The sequence below is a fragment of the Paracoccus sp. JM45 genome, assembly GCF_003590715.1.
In the GTDB taxonomy this organism is placed as follows: domain Bacteria; phylum Pseudomonadota; class Alphaproteobacteria; order Rhodobacterales; family Rhodobacteraceae; genus Paracoccus.
The window spans coordinates 109,395-129,070 of the sequence record NZ_QQVY01000007.1 but is presented as its reverse complement, the minus strand read 5'-3'; the positions used below and the strand labels follow the sequence as shown (position 1 = coordinate 129,070).

General features: G+C 58.2%; 16 protein-coding genes. 8 read left to right on the top strand and 8 right to left on the bottom strand.

Annotated features, from left to right (window positions below; genetic code table 11):
* The first annotated feature begins 23 nt into the window (after positions 1 to 23).
* The 8 genes from DWB67_RS11305 (at position 24) to DWB67_RS11270 (ending at position 8,959) form a co-directional block, all read left to right on the top strand.
* Positions 24 to 884 (top strand): D-amino-acid transaminase, encoded by an 861-nt coding sequence (locus DWB67_RS11305; protein ID WP_119807646.1) that lies wholly within the window; start codon positions 24 to 26, stop codon positions 882 to 884.
* A 14-nt stretch (positions 885 to 898) separates the two neighbouring features.
* Positions 899 to 1,936, top strand: a complete 1,038-nt coding sequence (locus tag DWB67_RS11300) for a P1 family peptidase (protein ID WP_119807645.1) — start codon at positions 899 to 901, stop codon at positions 1,934 to 1,936.
* A 79-nt stretch (positions 1,937 to 2,015) separates the two neighbouring features.
* Positions 2,016 to 2,798 carry a MurR/RpiR family transcriptional regulator gene (locus DWB67_RS11295; protein WP_119807644.1) on the top strand — a complete coding sequence of 261 codons (783 nt, stop codon included), beginning with the start codon at positions 2,016 to 2,018 and terminating at the stop codon, positions 2,796 to 2,798.
* Positions 2,795 to 4,684: a dipeptide ABC transporter ATP-binding protein gene (locus tag DWB67_RS11290; RefSeq protein ID WP_255418650.1), complete on the top strand. Its 1,890-nt coding sequence runs from the start codon at positions 2,795 to 2,797 to the stop codon at positions 4,682 to 4,684. Before DWB67_RS11295 ends, DWB67_RS11290 begins: the two co-directional genes overlap by 4 nt.
* A 15-nt stretch (positions 4,685 to 4,699) precedes the next feature.
* Entirely contained in the window at positions 4,700 to 6,226 is a 1,527-nt protein-coding gene (locus DWB67_RS11285; protein ID WP_119807643.1) for a glutathione ABC transporter substrate-binding protein, read from the top strand.
* Positions 6,227 to 6,329: 103 nt separating this feature from the next.
* Complete coding sequence (gene gsiC / locus DWB67_RS11280; protein ID WP_119807642.1) at positions 6,330 to 7,250, top strand: glutathione ABC transporter permease GsiC; 921 nt, start codon at positions 6,330 to 6,332, stop codon at positions 7,248 to 7,250.
* On the top strand, positions 7,247 to 8,131 hold the full coding sequence (locus tag DWB67_RS11275) for an ABC transporter permease subunit (protein WP_119807641.1): 885 nt from the start codon (positions 7,247 to 7,249) through the stop codon (positions 8,129 to 8,131). The genes gsiC and DWB67_RS11275 overlap by 4 nt, the downstream gene beginning before the upstream one ends.
* Positions 8,132 to 8,140: 9 nt before the next feature.
* Positions 8,141 to 8,959 carry a M55 family metallopeptidase gene (locus DWB67_RS11270; protein WP_119807640.1) on the top strand — a complete coding sequence of 273 codons (819 nt, stop codon included), beginning with the start codon at positions 8,141 to 8,143 and terminating at the stop codon, positions 8,957 to 8,959.
* A gap of 9 nt (positions 8,960 to 8,968) precedes the next feature.
* On the opposite strand, the gene DWB67_RS11265 is transcribed toward DWB67_RS11270, so the two are convergent.
* The 8 genes from DWB67_RS11265 to DWB67_RS11230 all read right to left on the bottom strand — a co-directional run bounded on the left by DWB67_RS11265 (position 8,969) and on the right by DWB67_RS11230 (position 19,578).
* On the bottom strand, positions 8,969 to 10,321 hold the full coding sequence (locus tag DWB67_RS11265; protein ID WP_119807639.1) for an MATE family efflux transporter: 1,353 nt from the start codon (positions 10,319 to 10,321) through the stop codon (positions 8,969 to 8,971).
* A gap of 14 nt (positions 10,322 to 10,335) precedes the next feature.
* Positions 10,336 to 12,120 (bottom strand): hypothetical protein, encoded by a 1,785-nt coding sequence (locus DWB67_RS11260; protein ID WP_220475121.1) that lies wholly within the window; start codon positions 12,118 to 12,120, stop codon positions 10,336 to 10,338.
* 468 nt (positions 12,121 to 12,588) lie between these two features.
* The gene (locus DWB67_RS11255) at positions 12,589 to 14,058 is read right to left on the bottom strand and encodes a carboxypeptidase M32 (protein ID WP_182911565.1); all 1,470 of its coding nucleotides are present in this window, start codon (positions 14,056 to 14,058) and stop codon (positions 12,589 to 12,591) included.
* Positions 14,058 to 15,080: an ABC transporter ATP-binding protein gene (locus DWB67_RS11250; protein WP_119807636.1), complete on the bottom strand. Its 1,023-nt coding sequence runs from the start codon at positions 15,078 to 15,080 to the stop codon at positions 14,058 to 14,060. Before DWB67_RS11250 ends, DWB67_RS11255 begins: the two co-directional genes overlap by 1 nt.
* Positions 15,077 to 16,042: an ABC transporter ATP-binding protein gene (locus DWB67_RS11245; protein WP_119807635.1), complete on the bottom strand. Its 966-nt coding sequence runs from the start codon at positions 16,040 to 16,042 to the stop codon at positions 15,077 to 15,079. The genes DWB67_RS11250 and DWB67_RS11245 overlap by 4 nt, the downstream gene beginning before the upstream one ends.
* Positions 16,039 to 16,950: an ABC transporter permease gene (locus tag DWB67_RS11240; RefSeq protein ID WP_119807634.1), complete on the bottom strand. Its 912-nt coding sequence runs from the start codon at positions 16,948 to 16,950 to the stop codon at positions 16,039 to 16,041. The genes DWB67_RS11245 and DWB67_RS11240 overlap by 4 nt, the downstream gene beginning before the upstream one ends.
* A complete protein-coding gene (locus DWB67_RS11235) occupies positions 16,950 to 17,924 on the bottom strand; it encodes an ABC transporter permease (protein ID WP_119807633.1) in 975 nt (324 codons plus the stop codon). The genes DWB67_RS11240 and DWB67_RS11235 overlap by 1 nt, the downstream gene beginning before the upstream one ends.
* 82 nt (positions 17,925 to 18,006) lie before the next feature.
* On the bottom strand, positions 18,007 to 19,578 hold the full coding sequence (locus tag DWB67_RS11230; protein WP_119807632.1) for an ABC transporter substrate-binding protein: 1,572 nt from the start codon (positions 19,576 to 19,578) through the stop codon (positions 18,007 to 18,009).
* Positions 19,579 to 19,676 lie beyond the last annotated feature (98 nt).

The following is a 19,676-nucleotide window of genomic DNA, read 5'->3' as shown; positions in this document are numbered from 1 at the left end:
GCCGGACTTGGCAGGAGCAGGCAATGACACGGCAGATATTTCTTAACGGGGTATTCCTACCCGAAGATCAGGCGCATATTCCCGTCATGGATCGCGGCCTGCTTTTTGCCGATGCAATCTACGAGGTTACGGCCCTTCTGGATGGCCGGATGATCGACAACGATCTGCACCTTGCCCGTCTTGAACGGTCACTGACCGAAATCGGCATTCCGCTGCCGATCCCGCTGGACCAGATCCGCGATATGCAGATCGAACTGGCGCGTCGTCATTCATTGACCGATGGCACGATCTATATGCAGGTCTCGCGCGGGGTCGAGGAGCGGAACTTTATCCCCTCAGCCGGTCTGACGCCGACCTTTTTGGCCTTCACCCAACCTAAAAAGCTGTATGGCACCCCTGCGCAGGAAAACGGTGTGGCCGTCGCATTGATGCCGGACCCGCGCTGGACCCGCCGCGACATCAAAACGGTCATGTTGCTGGGACAGGTTCTGGTCAAACAGCAAGCCAAGGCAGACGGTTTTGACGATGTCTGGATGTATGAAGACGGCTGCATCACCGAAGGTGGATCCTCGACCGCATTCATCATCACCGCCGAAGGGACCATCGTGACGCGGCCCAATTCATCGGCAATCCTTCCCGGATGTACGCGGCAGGCTGTCATGACCCTTGCCAAAGAAACCGGTCTGACACTGCAGGAACGCGCGATCCGCGTTGATGAACTGCATGCCGCCTCCGAGGCGTTTTTGACCAGCGCCTCAAGTCTGGTGCAGCCGGTGGTCCGCCTTGGCCCGCATGTGATCGGCGATGGCACGCCCGGCCCGATGACGCGCCGCCTGCAAGACATCTATATTACCGCCGCACGTCAGGGCGAACGCATCGTCTGATCGGAGAACCCCATATGCCCAAAGCCCGCGATTTCGGTATCACGACAGGAACTATGGCAACCGGTCCGCGCAATGCGATCACCGATGTTGCCGGCGTTCAGGTCGGGCATGTGACCCTGCGCGAAGGGGCGGTGAACACAGGCGTGACGGCGATCATTCCGCAATCCGGAAACCTGTTCGAACATAAACTGACCGCCGCAGTCGAGGTCATCAACGGTTTCGGCAAAAGCGCGGGTTTGGTACAGGTCGCCGAATTGGGCAGCATCGAAACCCCGATCTTGCTGACGAATACGTTTGCGGTCGGAACCTGCACGACAGCCCTGATCCGTAATGCAATCGCGCAAACTCCGGATATCGGCCAGACGACATCGACGGTGAATCCGGTTGTCTGTGAATGCAATGATGGCGTCCTGTCGGATATTCAGGCCTTTGCTGTTACGGAAAACGATGCCCTTCGTGCAATTGCAGATGCCGGCAGTAATGTTGCCGAAGGCTCGGTCGGGGCTGGAACGGGCATGGTGTCATTCGGCTTCAAGGGCGGGATCGGCACGGCCTCTCGTCAAATGGTATTGGGCGGGAATAGCTACATTCTGGGGGCATTGGTTCTGGCGAATTTCGGCAAGGCCGGCGATCTGACCCTGCCCGATGGTCGCAAGCCCGACCCCGCGCAGCCGCCCGAGGCCGAAAAAGGTTCGATCATCGTTGTCCTTGCCACCGATCTGCCGCTGGACCAGCGCCAGATGGCCCGTGTGTGCCGACGCGCGGGCGCAGGTATTGCGCGCCTTGGTGCATTCTATGGCAATGGCAGCGGGGATATCGTGCTGGGCTTCACCACGCGCAACCGCATCGCCCATCGTCCAGACGAAGACGTGACCGTCACCGAACGAATGTCCGACACAAAGATCGACCATGCCTTCCGTGCGGCATGCGAGGCAACGCAGGAAGCGATCCTGAATGCCCTGACGATGGCAACAGATGTCGATGGACGTGACGGCCAGCACAGGCCGCTGCTGTCCGACTGGCTGCAAAACCAAGACATAACCGACACTTAAAGCAGAAAACCTAACGCGTGAACATATAGTTACACGATGCGGGTTTAACATAAATGAACTTTAAACTACGGGGGACGTGATGACCGACTTGCGAAATTTGATCGAAACCCGTTGGGAAAAGCTAACGCCCAACCATCTGCGTATTGCAGATTATATCCTGTCACATCCCTTCCGCGTCGCCACAATGGGGATCGAGGATCTGGCCGAAGCGACCACAGTCTCTGTCCCGACGATCACCCGTTTTGTCCGGTTTTTGGGGTTAACCAACTATGCCGAATTCCGCAAAATTGCGATCAGTCGTAATCTGGACAGGCTAAGCACCGGTATATCCGCCGAAACCGCAGGAAGCCTTGTGAACAGGATGGTCCGTGCGGAACAGGTCGGGATGCTGGGGCTTGGCAGCAGCGCAGGCTATATGGGCTATCTGCATGAATTGACCGAACCTTTTCTGCGCCACCAGTTTCTGCTGGACGGGACTGGCGGGCATGAACGCATGGCCTGCCTGATCGGTCGGATGGGTTCACGCGATCTGTTGATTGCCATGACACTGCCCCACCATTCGGCGGCAACTGTGGAATTTATGCGTCTGGCACGTGCGTCGGGTGTGCCCTGTATCGGTCTAAGTGACAGCGATACGACGTCTTTTGCCGGACTATGTGACCAGAGCATTCTGCTGCCCGCCGCCCATCCGGTGCTGAACAGTTCAGGCGTGGCAAGCATCGCCTTTTTCGAGGCAATTGCCGCCCTGCTGACAGCCAGACATGACCACACCACCAGATCAGCGACGATGGCGCGTCCGATTTTTCTCTATCCCTATACGGGCGATGCATCGTCCGCGCCCCCACCCAAGGAACCGCAATGACGACAGCACCAGAACATGACATGGCCCCTACAATCACCGTGGACGGCCTGAACGTCGAATTCCGCGGCGAGAGTGGCGTGTTTCAAGCGGTGAAAAACCTGTCGTTCAACATCCGTGCCGGTGAAACACTGGCGGTTGTAGGGGAATCCGGTTCCGGAAAATCGGTCAGTTCGCTGTCTGTGATGCGGCTGGTCGAATTTGGCGGCGGCGAAATCACCAGCGGGATCGTGCGGTTGGTCGGGCGCGACGGAACCGCACGCGACCTGACACAGACCCCCCTGCTTGAAATGGAAGCGATCCGCGGCAACGACGTCGCGATGATTTTCCAGGAACCGATGACGTCGCTCAATCCGGTATTCACGGTTGGCGAACAGATCGCCGAGGCGGTGCGCTTGCACCAGGATTGCTCGGCCGCGCAGGCACGGGCCGAGGCGCTGCGGATGCTGGAAAAGGTCCGCATTCCCGACGCCAGATCCATTCTGGACCGCCATCCCCACCAGTTGTCCGGCGGTATGCGCCAGCGGGTGATGATCGCCATGGCACTGTGCTGCAAGCCGCGCTTGCTGATTGCCGATGAACCGACGACCGCGCTGGATGTGACCATTCAGGCGCAGATCCTGCAGTTGATCCGGATGTTGCAGCAGGAAATGGGGATGGCGGTGCTGTTCATCACCCACGACATGGGTGTCGTGGCCGAGGTGGCCGATAAAGTGCTGGTCATGCGCCACGGCGAAGAGGTCGAAAAAGGCACCGTCCAACAAATTTTCAACGCACCGCAGCATTCCTATACGCAAGCATTGCTGTCGGCTGTGCCACGTTTGGGCGCGTTGAACGGTCAGGATTTGCCCCGCCCGTTTCCTTTGCTGAAAGAAGGCGGCGATTACCGTGCCGCCGAGGCTTTCCACGAATATGCGGCGCAGGACACGGTGCAGGCGGATAAGCCCGTGCTAGAGGTGCGCAATCTGGTCACCCGCTTTGATATCCGGCGCGGGCTGCTGTCGCGCATTTCGGGCCGTGTCCATGCCGTCGAAAATGTCAGCTTCGATCTGTGTCAGGGCGAAACCCTTGCCTTGGTCGGGGAATCCGGCTGCGGCAAATCCACCACCGGCCGCACCTTGATGATGCTGCAAGAGGCAACCTCGGGCGCGGTGATGTATCACGGCCAGAACATTTTCGATCTGCCTGCGAAACAGCGCAAAGCCGTCCGCCGCAAAATTCAATATGTATTTCAGGACCCTTTCGCATCGCTTGATCCGCGCCTGACGGTCGGCTTTTCGATCGCCGAACCCTTGATTACGCATGGTCTGGCATCGGGTCGCGGAATCGATGAACGGGTGGCGCAATTGCTTCAGGATGTCGGGCTGCGGCCTGAACATGCACAACGCTATCCCTACGAGTTTTCGGGCGGCCAGCGCCAGCGTATCTGCATTGCCCGCGCCTTGGCCGGTGAACCCGACGTGCTGATCACGGATGAGGCCGTCGCCGCGCTGGATGTGTCCATTCAGGCGCAGGTGATCAACCTGATGATGGAATTACAGCGCAAACGCGGGCTGTCCTATGTCTTTATCAGCCATGACATGGCGGTTGTCGAACGGGTCAGCCACCGCGTCGCCGTCATGTATCTGGGGCAAATTGTGGAAATCGGGCCGCGTCGCCAGATTTTCGAAAACCCCCAGCACCCCTATACGCGACGGCTTCTGTCGGCGGTGCCCATCGCATCCCCGGAAGCGCGCGACCGCAACCGCTCCCTGATCGAGGGTGAAATTCCAAGCGCGATGCGGCGTGTCGATGACCCGCCCTTTGTTGCCCCCTTGGTCGAGGTCGGGCCACGGCATTTCGTTGCCCGCCACCCGATCGGGAACTTTGGTCCAGTTGATCTTACGTAAAAGAAGGATAGGTACATGACGTTGAAATCTTTGCTGATCTCATCCGCACTTGGTGTTGCGATGCTTGCCCCCGGCGCAGTGCTGGCCAAGGATCTGACCGTTGCGATCCAGAACAACCTGACCGGCCTTGATCCGACCAATGTCAACGACACGTTGTCGCAAACCTCGCTGCGGCTGATCTATCAGGGTCTGTTCGGCTTTGACGAGGATATGAATCTGGTCCCGCTGCTTGCCGAAAGCTATGAAAGCAACGGCGACGCGACCGAATTCACCATCAAGCTGCGCCATGATGTCAAATTCCATGACGGCACCGATTTCAATGCCGATGCTGTCAAAACCAATCTGGATCGCCTTCGCAACCCCGACAACAACCTGTCGCGCCGCAGTTTGGTGTCGATGATCAGCGACGTTCAGGTCGTTGACGATTACACCGTCAAACTGGTCCTTGATGCGCCCTTCGGCGCGATGATCGCGTCTTTGGCGCATCCGGGTGCGATGATCATCTCGCCCGCCGCGCTGGCGGAATATGGCGATGATATCGACCGTCACCCCGTCGGCACCGGCGCGTTCATCTTCCAGAACTGGGCCGCCGATACCTTGGAAGTGTCGCGTAACGACGATTACTGGAAAGGACCAGCCAAAGTCGACAACGTCATCATCCGCTCGGTTCCGGAATCGGGTGCGCGCATGGCGATGCTGCAAACCGGCGAGGCGCAATTTGTCCCGAACTTCCCGCCCGAACTGATCAAGGTGATTGAGAATAACCCCGATCTGACGGTCGAAACCTCTCCTTCGATCGTGGAATATTACGTTGCGCTGAATAACAACAAGGAACCTTTCGGTAACAAGAAGGTACGTCAGGCCCTGAACTATGCCGTGGATAAGGATGCTTTCTGCAAGATCGTCTTCAGCGGATTGTGCAAACCGGCAGATTCCATCATTCCCGAAGGTCTGTCGTTCCATGTGAACGCGGGCGATTATGACTATGATCTGGATAAGGCCAAACAGCTGATGGCCGAAGCCGGATACGAGGATGGCTTCTCAACCGAGATCTGGGCCAATTCCAACACGGAATCCCTGCGCGCCATGCAGTTCCTTCAACAGCAGCTGTCGCAGATCAACGTCGATCTGAACATCGTTCCGCTGGAAGCCGGCGTTGCCGCACAGCGCATCTGGTCTATCGAAACGCCAGAGGATGCCGAGGTGCAGATGTATTACGGGGGCTGGTCGTCGTCGACCGGTGACGCCGACTGGGGCATCCGCCCCCTGTTGCTGGGTGAAAACACCCCTCCGAATATGTTCAACGTCGCCTATTTCACCGATGACAAGGTCGACGCGGCCATCAATGGCGCAATTTCCACCGCCAATCCCGAAGAACGCGCGACCCATTACGAAACCGCCCAGAAACTGGCTTGGGAAGGTGCGCCTTGGATTTTCCTTGGCGTGGCCGACCTGATTGCGGCGCAGACGGCGGATGTTACGGGCGTCCATATGCTGCCCGACCGTGGCTTCCTGCTGGAAGATGCAGCTTTCAGCGAATGATCACACGTGGGGACAGTTCGCGCTGTCCCCGCACGCCTTTGCCTGACCGCAGTGGGGCAAGACACATGTCAGGGGCCCGCCCCGACCAAGATAAGAAGATCACATGCTATCCTATCTGATCAAAAGACTGCTTGGAACGATTCCGGTGATCCTGATGGTGACACTGGCAGTCTTTGCCTTTGTGCATATGCTGCCTGGGGACCCCGCGCGGCTTGTTGCCGGACCCGAGGCGACGGCCAGTGATGTTGCTGCCGTACGCGCGGCCTTGGGGCTGGACCAGTCACTGCCGCATCAGTTCCTGACCTATATTACCCATACGGTGCAGGGCGATTTCGGTGTTTCACTGAAAACCCGCCGTCCGGTGGTCGAGGAAATCGGCATGCGGCTGATGCCCACTGTCTGGCTGACGGTGATCGCGATGATATGGTCGGTGGCATTGGGTCTGCTGATCGGCGTCGTCTCGGCAGTCAAGCGCGGGAAGTGGCCCGATTATGGCGGCATGATCCTTGCAGTGTCAGGAATTTCCTTCCCTCCGTTCTGGTTGGGTCTTTTGTTGATCAACCTGTTTTCGGTCCGCTTGGGGTGGCTGCCGACCGGCGGATACGGGACATGGCAGCATTTCCTGATGCCATCCTTTACCTTAGGTCTGGGCGTCGCCGCAGTCATGGCACGCTTTACCCGTTCCGCCTTTATCGAGATCGCGCGCGAGGATTACGTCCGCACGGCCCGCGCCAAAGGTGTGCCCGAACGGTCTGTGATCTGGCACCATTCACTGCGCAACGCCCTGATCCCGATCATCACCATGGTCGGCCTGCAGTTCGGCTTTCTTCTGGGCGGCTCGATCGTCATCGAAAGCGTCTTCGCATGGCCCGGTGTTGGTCGACTGCTGGTCGATAGCGTCAGCTATCGCGACTATCCCGTCATTCAGGCGCTGGTGCTGATGTTCTCGCTCCAGTTCATATTCATCAACCTTCTGGTCGATATCCTCTACGTTCTTGTCAATCCGGAGATCCGTTACAAATGAGCGTTCCAAGCACAAATACGGATCTGCCCGGCAAAACCCGCAGGCCATTGGCCGAATTCTGGCGCCGTTTCCTGCGTCAGAAGGTGGCTTTGGTCGCATTGGCTTTCCTTGGCCTTCTGATCCTGGCTGCGACTTTTGCCCCATGGGTTGCGCCCTATGACCCTTCGGCGCCCGATTATATGAATGTCCTGCAAGGGCCATCGGCGCAGCATTGGGCGGGAACCGACACGTATGGCCGAGATATTTTCAGCCGGATCATCTGGGGGGCGCGCATCTCGCTGGCGGTCGGCTTCCTTTCGGTCAGTCTGGGTGCGATCGGGGGCGTCGGTCTGGGGATCGTCGCGGGCTTTTATGGCAAATGGATCGACAGCGCCGTCATGCGTTTGTGTGATCTGTTGCTGGCCTTTCCGGGGATCCTGCTGGCAATCGCAGTGATCGCCATCCTTGGACCGGGGATCACCAATGTTATCTATGCCGTGGCGATCTTTTCGGTGCCGGTCTTTGCACGGCTGGCCCGCGGAACGACATTGCAGCTGAAGCAGGCGGTCTATGTCGATGCCGCCCGTGCAGTCGGCGTGGCTGACAGCGTGATTATGCTGCGCCATATCCTGCCCGGCACCCTGCCGAATGTGATCGTCTATTTCTCGATGCGGATCGGCACATCAATTCTGACGGCGGCGGCGCTGTCATTTATCGGGCTGGGCGCACAGCCGCCGTCACCGGAATGGGGTGCCATGCTGGCTGACGGGCGGACCTATATGGGGGTCGCTGACCACCTGACGATGTTCCCCGGTCTGGCCATTTTCCTGACGGTGCTGGGCTTCAACCTGCTGGGTGACGGGCTGCGCGATGCCTTGGACCCCAAACTGCGTTCACACTAGGGGGTTAAAATGCGGATCTATATCTCGGCCGATATCGAGGGGGTGGCAGGCGTCGTCACCCCCGCCCAATGTCAGGCAGGTCATGCGGAATATGAAAAAGCCCGTATCCTGATGACGAAAGAGGTCAACGCAGTGGTCGAGGGCCTTCTGGAAGGCGGCGCGTCCGAGATTGTGGTGAATGACTCGCACGGACAGATGACCAATCTGCTGCCCGAATTGCTGCATCCGGCAGCCGATATTATTCTTGGCAAACCCAAACCCATAAATATGGCCTGCGGGCTGGAGGCGGGATATGATCTGTTCTGCATGATCGGCCACCATTCCCGGGCTGGTGCCGGTGGCGTTCTGTCCCATACGACCAACGGCTTTGCATTTCATCAAGTGCGCATCAACGGCATGCCCTGCGGCGAACCGGCGATCTATGGTGCCTATGCCGCGGAACTGGGTGTGCCGGTCGGTATGATATCGGGCGATGATGTGACCTATGCCGAAAACCGGTCGCTGTTTCCGCAAGCGGAATTTGCCGTGGTCAAACAGGCGTTCGGCCAGCGCGCGGCGCGTGCGCTTTCAGTATTGCGTGCACGGGATTTGCTGCGTGTGACAGCCACGCGTGCGGTCAAAGCAGCTGGTGAATTTGCGCCCCAGCCACCCATTGGCCCGTTCCGTGCCGAATTTGTCGCTAACTCTGCGGTCCTTGCTGATCAATTCGCGATCCTTCCACCCGCCATCCGCGTCGACGCCATGACGGTTGCTTTCGACTGCGCCACAATGGCCGATGTCGTCAACTGGATGACCGCGCTGTCCGCGATGAGCTTTGCTGTCAGATAGCGGATCTGGCTACTCCTGCTCCAGTCGGTGTTTCCATTCACCCTTGAAAAGTCGCCGGTGGAACGGTCCCAGTTTGACCAGCTCTTCGGCCAGAAACAGGGCGAAGACCCAGGTCACTGACAGGTCCAGAAACAGGATGAATACGGCAGTCAGCGGGACGCGGAACATCCACTGCGCGACAATGAAAATGTTCATGACGTAAAGGGTATCCCCTCCCGCACGCAGCGTATGTCCACACATCGCGTTCGAGCCTTTGGGAAAAGGCAGCAACAACAGCACCGGCAGGAAACTGATCAAAGCGGCCTGTGTTTCAGGTTCAAGATTACCATAGAGGGTCTGGGATGCCAGACAGATCACCAGATAGGTCAGCGACACCAATCCGGCAGCGACAAACGCCATACGCCATGCACGGCTAAGGAAGGCGTCAATCCGGGGCGGTGGCAATTTACGTCCCAACAGTTGTGCGACGATAATTCCCGACGCCTGCGCGATCGAGGTTCCGATATGTCCTGTCAGGTTGATCCACGGCGTAATCAGCGTCATGGCAGCAAATTGGTTCACGCTTAGCCTGGCAAAAAGCAATGCAAGGACCGAGGTCGCAACCGCATTGCTGATAAATGTGCCCGCGATTGGCAGGGCAAACACCAAGTGACGGCGAACGGACAAAAGGAACGTCCCGTTCAACCAGCCTTGCTCGGCCAGATGGGCCATGGTCATCCTGTAAAAAACCGTGCAAAGGAAACCAGCCCGCGCCAGCGAGGCAACAGCGCTGCCGATTGCTGCGCCCATGACGCCTAGTGCCGGAAAGCCGAAATTACCGTGGATCAAGGTATAGCTGACCGTCACATTGACAGGAACAGCGATCAGATAACTGCGGAACGGCATAATGGATTTGCCGCGCCCATTGAAATAGCTGCTGAGGCATTGGGCGACAGCCTCGATCATGATCAGGATCAGGAAAACCCCAAGATAGCTTCGGGCCTGTTCGGCGATCCACCTATTATGGGCAAATGTATCGATTAACGGGCCGCTGACAATCCAGACGATGCCGACCCCGATCCCAGCCGCACACAGGTTGATGACCAGACCGGCATAGAAGCCCGTCTTCAAGGCGAAAGGTCGTTCCGATCCGTAGGCTTGGGCAATCCGGATCTGGGTGGCTGTCGAAAAGGCAAACAGGACCCCCAGCAGCAGGCTGCCGAAGGCGGTCGCAAGGCCCATGGCGGCCAATGCTTCCTCACCCAGTGAAGAGACCAGATAGGCGTCGATGACAACGATGCCGTTCAGCATCATTGCCATCAGGGTCAGGGGCCATGCGATGTTGAACACATCCCATAGGCCCGGTTTTGCAGTGTCCGGCATTGATCGCACCCGTATCAGGGGCGCGCGACAGCCGCGCCCTTTTTCGCCGACAGTTTAAGAAGAAAGCCGATACCGAAGACAATGCCGCCGGTCAGGCCAAAGCCCAGAAATGCGGCCATGCGCCCGTCAGGCTGCGGGATCAACGGCAGCAGGAAGATCGTCGCGCCATAGACCAGCGCCAGCGTTCCCAGCTTGTTTCGCTGTTCCAGATCGGTTTCCGAAGCACCGGGGGCCGAGACTACGGGCGTGGAAATATCCTCGAAGAAATTATCAATCTCCTGATGGCGGACAGGCGACAGGCCCTTATAGAACAGACGCGTCATAAAGAAGAAGCCTGTCGTGACCGTCAGATGCAGCGCCATCGAAACGGTAAACACCAGATCACTGCTTTCACGTCCGGTAAAATCGATCCCCGTGATGTTCCCCAGAAGGTCTGGTGTCAGCAGGTATTTCGATGCCAGAGACACCCCAAGACCCACAATCACAGTGGCCCATGGACCCCAATCCGGCACGCGGCGCACAAAGATCGCAAGGAACAGCGGGATCAGGATCGGCATCTGGATTAAGCTGCCCATCTGCAACATGATGTCGAACAGACTGATGTTCTGCAGTGACGAAATAAACAAGCTGACCAGAATGATGGCGACGCCGAACAGAAAGGTCATGATCTTACCAGCGACAATCAGTTCGGCATTGCCCGCCGTGCCCTTCTTGATCACCGGTTGATAGAAGTTCATGCACATGATGCCCGCACTGCGGTTCAACCCCGTGTCCATCGACGACATCGTCGCCGAGAACATCGCCGCAATCATGATCCCGACCATACCGACAGGCATCGCGATATCGACGAATGCCAGATAGGCCGCATCACCCGCCTTATTGCCAAGGGTCGGATACATCGCGCCAAGATCGATGCCCATCACGGCAGTCGCCATTGGCGGCAGGAACCAGATAAACGCACCGGCAAACATCAGGACGGACGCCAGCAATGCAGCTTTCTTGGCATTCAGGCTGTCCTTTGCGACCAGATACCGTGACGCATCATACAGATTGTTCGTGCTGAATATCTGCTTGGTGATCGACATCAAACACCAGACCACGAACAGCCCGACATAATTGACGTCATTGGTCAGAAGATGCCCCGGAAATTCTGCGATGACATTTCCCACACCGTATTCAAAGGCAACGAACGCGGTTGCGGTAATCGAGATTGCCATGATGACAAGCATCTGGACATAGTCACTGGCCACGACCGCCCATGCGCCGCCGCTAAGCGAAACGAACATCACGATCAGGCCGGTGATCACGATGGTCCACTCAATACTGATCCCGAAAACAGCCGACGTAAAAATCGCAAGTCCGTTCAGCCAGATACCTGCCTGAATAACACCAAGCGGAACCTGTGCCCATGTAAAGAACTGTTCGTTCACAGGGCCGTAACGGCGACGAATGGCATCGACCGGCGTGATACAACGTGTCTGGCGGAAAATCTCGGCGACCAGCAGGAACGAGACGAAATAGCCGACAGCGTTCCCGATGAAGATGACAGCGACCGAAAGCCCGTCGGAATAGGCCTTGCCCGCAGCACCGGTAAACGTCCAGGCACTGAACTGGACCATAAACGCGCTGGCCCCTGTCATCCACCACAGCATCTTGCCGCCGCCACGAAAATATTCGCTGGGGTCTTTGGACTTTCCGCTGAACATGAAGCCTATGGCAACAATGAAAACCAGATAGAGAACGACCAGAGCGAAATCGACCCTTCGTTCGAAAATCGCGGCTACAATTTCGTTTTCCACAGTCTGTTCTCCCTCGACCATCCCGATACGCACGCGCCGCTGTAATAAAACGGGCCTGCGGAGTGGGGGCTTTTGCAATGCGATCGCGTTCGATGGGCCTGAATATGGCCCGACGATACGATTCGACCTCCGTCAGAACCGAGATACCCAATTCATTACTAGTATACTAGTCGTATATTAACGCAAAATATATGCGCCTGTGCGGTCGCTTTTAAAAGAAGATAACGAAGGTTTACGGACTATGCGGCAAATTATAAGCCGTCATATCAGTGCGGTAACGAAGTCCCTTCGGTGCCGTCCTGAAAACCGCAGATATGATATTTCCAAAAACCAGCCTGCGTCCTACATTTCACATTTGCATGATCCTGCAGATGATATGTACACGCATCGCCACAATGCCTGAAAAACGCGCACGCGATTGCTGTGCATGCGTTTGAATATATGTCTGCGGGACGTGTGGGGTTAGGACTAGCTAAACTTTTGCGTTAAATACGCCAGATAAGCGTTTGGATCATTTGCCTTTAACCCGAGGCGCCCCAGAATATCGGTTCGGGATCGTGACCTGCCGTGTTGCCAAACGGCGTCCTGCAATGCATTCCGTAACGGACCAGTGTCTGCGTTGCCCAATGCCTGTCGGATGGCGGGCTTTGTGGCATCGAAATGCTGCATCAACTGCGCCGCGGTGGCATTGCCGATGGTATAGGTCGGAAAGGACCCGATATAGCCCGACGACCAATGGACATCCTGCAGACAGCCCTGTGCGTCATCCATTATGGTAATGCCCAGATCGCTTTTCATGGCGCTGTTCCACGCTTCGGGAATATCGGCGACCTGAAGACTGCCCTCCATCAGGGCCATTTCAATCCGCACGCGCAACATGATATGCAAATCATAAGTCAGTTCGTCCGCCTCGACGCGGATGGGGCCAGGTTCGACGCGGTTGATAGCGGCGATGAATTCTTCGGCTGTGACATCCGCCAGCTGGTCAGGGAAGCTGTCGCGCAGGCGGGGAAAATGAACCTGCCAAAAGGCAGGACTGCGCCCGACGTGGTTTTCCAGCAGGCGTGACTGGCTTTCATGCATCCCGAAGCTGGTGCCGCCTACGGCATACAGCCCGATCATATCGGTGGCAAATGCCCCGCGCGTATGGACCGGATCGACGCCCTGTTCGTAGAGGGCGTGTCCTACCTCGTGGATGGAACCGAAGATGGCCATCGAAAGGTAGTTGCGCGGCCAACGCGAGGTGATGCGGACATCGTTGCGGGTAAAGCTGACCTCGAACGGGTGGACGGCGGTGTCCATGCGCCCACGATCAAAGTCGTAGCCAAGCGCAGCTGCTGTATCGGCGACAAAGCGTTTCTGAACCTGCGGGTCATAATCGCGATACAGGAAATCGGTGCGCGGCAGGTGTCGGCCACGGGCCTTCTCCAGAACGGGCAAAATACCTGCACGTAAGCGGTCGAACAATCCTGTCAGACTGGCAGCGGTTTCTTCAGGCTCGAAGATCTGGACCATCGGATCATAGGGATGCCCGTCATAGCCCAAGGCATCAGCAGTCTGGCGGGCCAGCGCCACAACCTTTTCCAGATGCGGTTGGAAGATGGTAAAATCGCTCTGCGACCGTGCTTTGGCCCAAGCGGCACCTGCAACGGTCGCATGTTCCGCCTTGGCCTGCAGCAATTCGGCAGGCAGACGCCGGTGATGGTCGATGGCCTGACGCACGGCCAGCCCTGCGGGATCACCCCCCGCCGCATCGACCGCCGCCTGCATCGCGGGGTCAAGGATCATCTGCCGTGCAATGCCCATCAGCGTGGCGATCTGCTGACCACGGGTTTCCGCACCGCCCGCCGCCATCTGGGTACGTGCGTCCCAGTTCAATATATTCACCGTACACAGGACGTCATTCAGACGTCCCACACGCATCGCCAGTTCGGTCATCACGCGGCCCCTTTTTGCAATTCCACACCACCATCGTTCAGATGGCAGGCCACAGTCCGGCCCTGCCCCAGGGCGCCCAGTTCGGGCACCTGCACAAGGCAGCGGGGACCGGCAAAAGGGCAGCGCGGGTGAAACGCACAGCCAGAGGGCGGGTCGATGGGGGACGGGATCTCGCCCTTGATCGTCTCGAACCGGCCCCTGCCCGTGCCCACGGTGGGCACCGATGCAAACAACGCCCGCGTATACGGGTGGCGCGGATCGGCATACAGCCGGTCCGCAGGAGCCAGCTCGACCAGCCGCCCCAGATACATGATGGCAACGCGGTCACAGACGTGGCGCACGACAGACAGGTCATGGCTGATAAACATCGCCGTCAGCCCCAGATCGCGGCGCAGATCCATGAACAGGTTCAGCACCTGCGCCTGAATGGACACATCAAGCGAGGCGACGGCTTCGTCCAGAACCAGCACCTCGGGCTGCATGGCCAAGGCGCGGGCAATGGCAACACGCTGACGCTGGCCGCCGGAAAACTGATGCGGCAGACGGTCGGCATAGGCCCCCTCCAGCCCGACCTGTTCCAGCAATTCGCGGATGCGGGCCTGCACGTCGCGGGCGGGGATGATGTCATGGTGGCGCGGACCTTCTGCCAGCGTTTCACCGACCTTCATACGCGGGTTCAGGCTGGCGAAAGGGTCCTGATGGATCATCTGGACCTGTGTTGTCCGCTTGTGGATATTGCCGCCCCGCTGATCCGCGATCGGCTGGCCGTTCAATGTCACACTGCCGGAACTGGGCGCATGGATGCCCGCCACGACCCGCCCGAGTGTGGATTTACCACAGCCGGATTCACCGACAACACCCAGAACCTCACCCTTCATCACCTGAAGCGAGACATCTGACAGGGCATGGACGACAACAGGTTTCCCCCCGCCGGTAAATTTGCCGATCATGCGTTCTGCAAGCCCGGGCATGCGGGTGAACCGTTTGGAGACGGCGTCGATTTTCAGGATCGGATCGGTCATTTGCGCTCCAGCGGATGGTGGCACAGGACGGCCTGTTCGTCGCGGATGTCCAGCGGTGGATCGGTGCGGCACAGGTCGGTCGCGCGGGGGCAACGGGGCCGGAACGCACAGCCCTGCGGCAGACGCGACAGTTGCGGGGTCGAACCGGGGATCTGCGGCAGCTTCTGCCCCGGTTCGTGCAGCGCGGGGATCGAATCCAGCAGCCCCTGTGTATAGGGGTGACGTGGATGCCCGATGACCTGATCCGCCGTGCCGCGTTCGACAATCCGGCCCGCGTACATAACGCAAATGTCGTCAGCCAAGCTGGAGACGACGGCCAGATCATGGGTGATCCAGACAATTGCCGCGCCGGTTGTATCGGCCAGATCGCGGACCTCGGCCAGAATTTGGCCCTGGATCGACACATCCAGCGCGGTCGTCGCTTCATCCGCGATGATCACGGACGGGCTGTGCAACAATGCCATGGCGATGGCCACCCTTTGGCGCATACCGCCGGACAGCTGGTGCGGATAGGCCCGCAGGCGTTCGGCGGGCGACGGGATGCCGACAATCTCCAGCGCCTTGCGGGCATGATCCAGCGCTTGGGATTTCGACATGGCGCGATGGACGCGCACGGCCATGACCATCTGGTCACCGACGCGCAGCACAGGGTTCAGCGTCATCATCGGGTCCTGAAACACCATGGCGACCTTGCTGCCGCGCATTTTCCGCAGATCATCATCCGACAACTGGCGCAGGTCGATACCATCTACCAGAACGGCCCCCGCCGTCACCTGACCCGGCGCGTCGATCAGCCCGAGGATTGAAAAACCGGTCACGGATTTGCCCGATCCGCTTTCACCCACCAGCCCCAGAATGCGACCCGGTTGAACGGCAAAGCTGACACCATTTACCGCCGTAACATGACCCGCGCGGGTTTCGAAACGCGTGGTCAGGCCTTTGACCTCAAGTGCTGCTGTCATCGGCTGTTCCTTGGATCGATAACGGTTCTGACCTGATCGCCGACCAGATTGATTGCCACAACCGTGACCATCAGGAAAATACCCGGATAGATGGACAGCCACGACCGGCCCGCATGGATATATTTGAACCCGTTGGAAATAAGCGATCCCAGCGACGGTTCCGTCAGTGGCAGGCCGACACCCAGAAACGACAACGTCGCCTCAAGCGAGATCGCGCTGGCGACCTGCACCGTTGCCACCACAATCAGCGGTGGCAGCACATTTGGCAGCAGATGCTTGAACAGGATACGACGGGTAGGCAGCGGGGTGGAACGCGCAGCCTCGATATAATCCTTACGGCGTTCAACCGATGCGGCGCCATGCGTAGTCCGTGCGAAATAGGCGTATTGTGCGACGACCAGTGCCAGCACAATCTGTGGAACGCCCTGCCCCAGCATCGCCGCCATCACCAGTGCCAGAAGGATCGCGGGCATCGACAATTGCAGATCAACGATCCTCATCAAAAGCGCCTCGATCCGGCCACCGAAATAGGCCGCGGTCAACCCGATGCTGATCCCGAGGATCAACGCCAGAATACCGGCGGTGATGCCGATTACAAAGCTGGTCCGCAGACCATAAAGAATGGCCGACAGCATATCGCGGCCCGCATTATCGGTCCCCAGCAGATGCACATAACCGCCCGAACCGGTCTGGCCGGGGCGCAAAAACGCATCGGCCCAATCCAGCTGCGCCAGATCATAGGGGTTCTGCGGCACAAGAAACGGCGCGCCGAATGATGCAAGGACCAGCGTGGTAATGATGGCCAAAGCCAAGACCGCCACCCAAGACCGGCGATAATCCGACCAGAAATGGCGCAGGCGCACCGCACGCGTTTCCACCGGCGGTGTCTGGACAGTCACATCAACCATCACGAGCCTCCTTTCAGGCGGACACGCGGATCAAGGCGGGCATAAATCAGATCGACTGCCAGATTGATCAGGACGAACAGCAGAACGACCATGACCAGATAGGACACCATGACAGGGCGATCCAGTTGTAGAATGCTGTCGATGATCAGCTTGCCAACGCCCGGCCAGTTGAAGACCGTTTCGGTAACGACGGCGAAGGCCAACGTTGACCCAAGTTCCAGACCGAAAACCGTGATGATCGGGATCGAGATGTTCCGCAGGATATGACCGAAAACGATCTGCCGGTCGGGCAGCCCTTGGGCGCGGGCAAAGCGGACATATTCGGCGCCCATCGCCTCGACCATACCGGCGCGGGTCAGGCGGATCATCAGGCCCATCTTGAACAGCGACAGGTTGACCGCGGGCATGATCACATGCGCCCAGCCATCCCCCGTGGCCAGCGAGGTTTTGAACCACAAAAACTGCGCGACCTCGCCTCGACCGCCAGACGGCAGCCAGCCCAGATTGACCGCGAACCCCATGATCAGCAGCATGCCGATCCAGAAGGTCGGCACGGAAAATCCCAAGACAGACAACGCCATGATCAGCTTGGCGGCAATGCTGTCGGGTTTGTATCCGGCATAGAGACCCGCCGGAATGCCGATGATCGTCGCGATACAGACCGACACCATGACCAGTTCGACCGTCGCCGGCAGCCGCGAGAAGACCAACGACGTGACCGAGATGTTATAGACCATCGACCGTCCAAGATCGCCTTGAAACACATTGCCGACAAAGGTGAAATACTGTTGCCACAACGGCAGGTCCAACCCGTATTGCCGGATCAGGTTTTCACGGATTTCCTGTGTCGCGCCGGGGTCGATCATCACATCGATCGGATTGCCGATGGCGTAAACGCCGACAAACACAATGACCGACATGACAAACACCACCACCACCGCCTGTGACAGTCTGCCGACAAGATAGCCTAACATCAAAACCTCTCGTTTCGTGCGTCATGCCTTTTGCGGCATGGCAGTGTCGCGGGACGATGCGCCCCGCGACCGGTGCATCGGATCAGCCCTTGGGCGTGATCGCGTAAGCGCGGGTTTCCTGATCGGTGCGCGGGGTGAATTCGTATTCACCGGCTTTGGCTGCCCAGACACTTTGCAGAATGACGGTCGGGATCAGGGCACGATCTTCCATCGCCACCTCGGAGGCCTGTTCATACAGCTTGCGGCGGCCTTCTTCGTCCAGCGTCTGGCTGCCTTCGCCGAACAACTTGTCGAATTCAGGGTTCGAATAGCCCGAGCGGTTGAAGTTGCCAAAGCCCTTTTCAGCGTCCTTGGTGTGGACCAGCGCGCCATAGGTATAGGCAGCCTCACCCGTCAGGGTTCCCCATGCGGACATCGTCATGGTGTATTCCTCGCGCGCGGCGGCGGGGAAATAGACGGTGCCGTTCAGGGCCTGTGCGTTGACCGTCAGACCAAGGCGGGACCACATCTGTGCCAAAGCCTCGCAGACGACGGCGTCGCCGGGCACGCGGTTGTTGGTGCAGGTGAAATCAATCTCGAACCCGTCGGGATAGCCGGCTTCCGTCAGCAGTTCCTTGGCTTCGTCGATATTATATTCCGGCGTGGGGATATTGGCCGAATAACCGAAGAACCCTTCGGGCATCAGCTGGTTGGCAGGGGTTCCCAGACCTTCAAGCACGACATTGACCAGCACATCGCGGTTGATCGCCAGATCCAGTGCCTTGCGGACGCGCAGATCCTGCAGGGGGTTGCCCTCGACCTCCTTGCCATTGACCTTGATGGGCTGGGGTTCCTCATCCTTGACCGAAGGCGCGATGTTCAGGATATAGATCGAGTCCGACACGAAAGTATCCAGACTGCTGTCCCCCTGCATCGACAGATAATCGGTGGCAGGGACATAGTTGATCAGATCGACCTGCCCCGATTTCAGCGCAGCAACCCGCGCCGCATCATCGGGAATTTCACGACGGGTCACTTTTTCCCACGCCGATGTTTCGCCCCAGTAATCGTCATAACGTTCGACCACCAGATCGCCCTTGGGCTGCCAGCTGACAAATTTATAAGGGCCGGTGCCGATGGCCTTTTCGCCCGAATTGAATTCCTCGTTACGGGCGTCCATGCCGGTTTCGGATGGCACGACAAACAGGCGGGTAAAGTCGTTGGGCAGCGACGGTGCCATGCCTTTGGTCTTGATGTGCAAAGTGAAGTCATCGACGACTTCGACCGTATCGACGTATTTGGTATAAAGCGTCATCGGCATCGGACCGGTCACTTCCGGAATACGCTCGATCGAGAATTTGACGTCTTCGGCGGTGAACGGGGTGCCGTCATGGAACGTCACGCCTTCGCGCAACTTGAATTCCCACGTCGTGTTATCCAGCGGGGTCCAGCTGACCGCCAGACCGGGCTTGAGTTGCAGCGTTTCATCGACGTCGACCAATGTGTCGAAGACGTGGCGCAGGGCTTCGGCCTGACTGCCCAAAGTGGACCAATGCGGGTCGATGGAATCCGGACCAGCGCGCAGTCCGATCATCAGATCCTGCGCCATGACGGATGGCGCAGCGGCCAGAAGGGCGATGGCCGCGATTCCCGACTGCAAAGCATGTTTCAACATTTCCGAACCTCACCTGTTATTATTAGCTGTAACACTAGGCGGTCGAATTTTTAACGGTCAAGTAATTTTGATGATTAATTTATGATTATTACAGAATT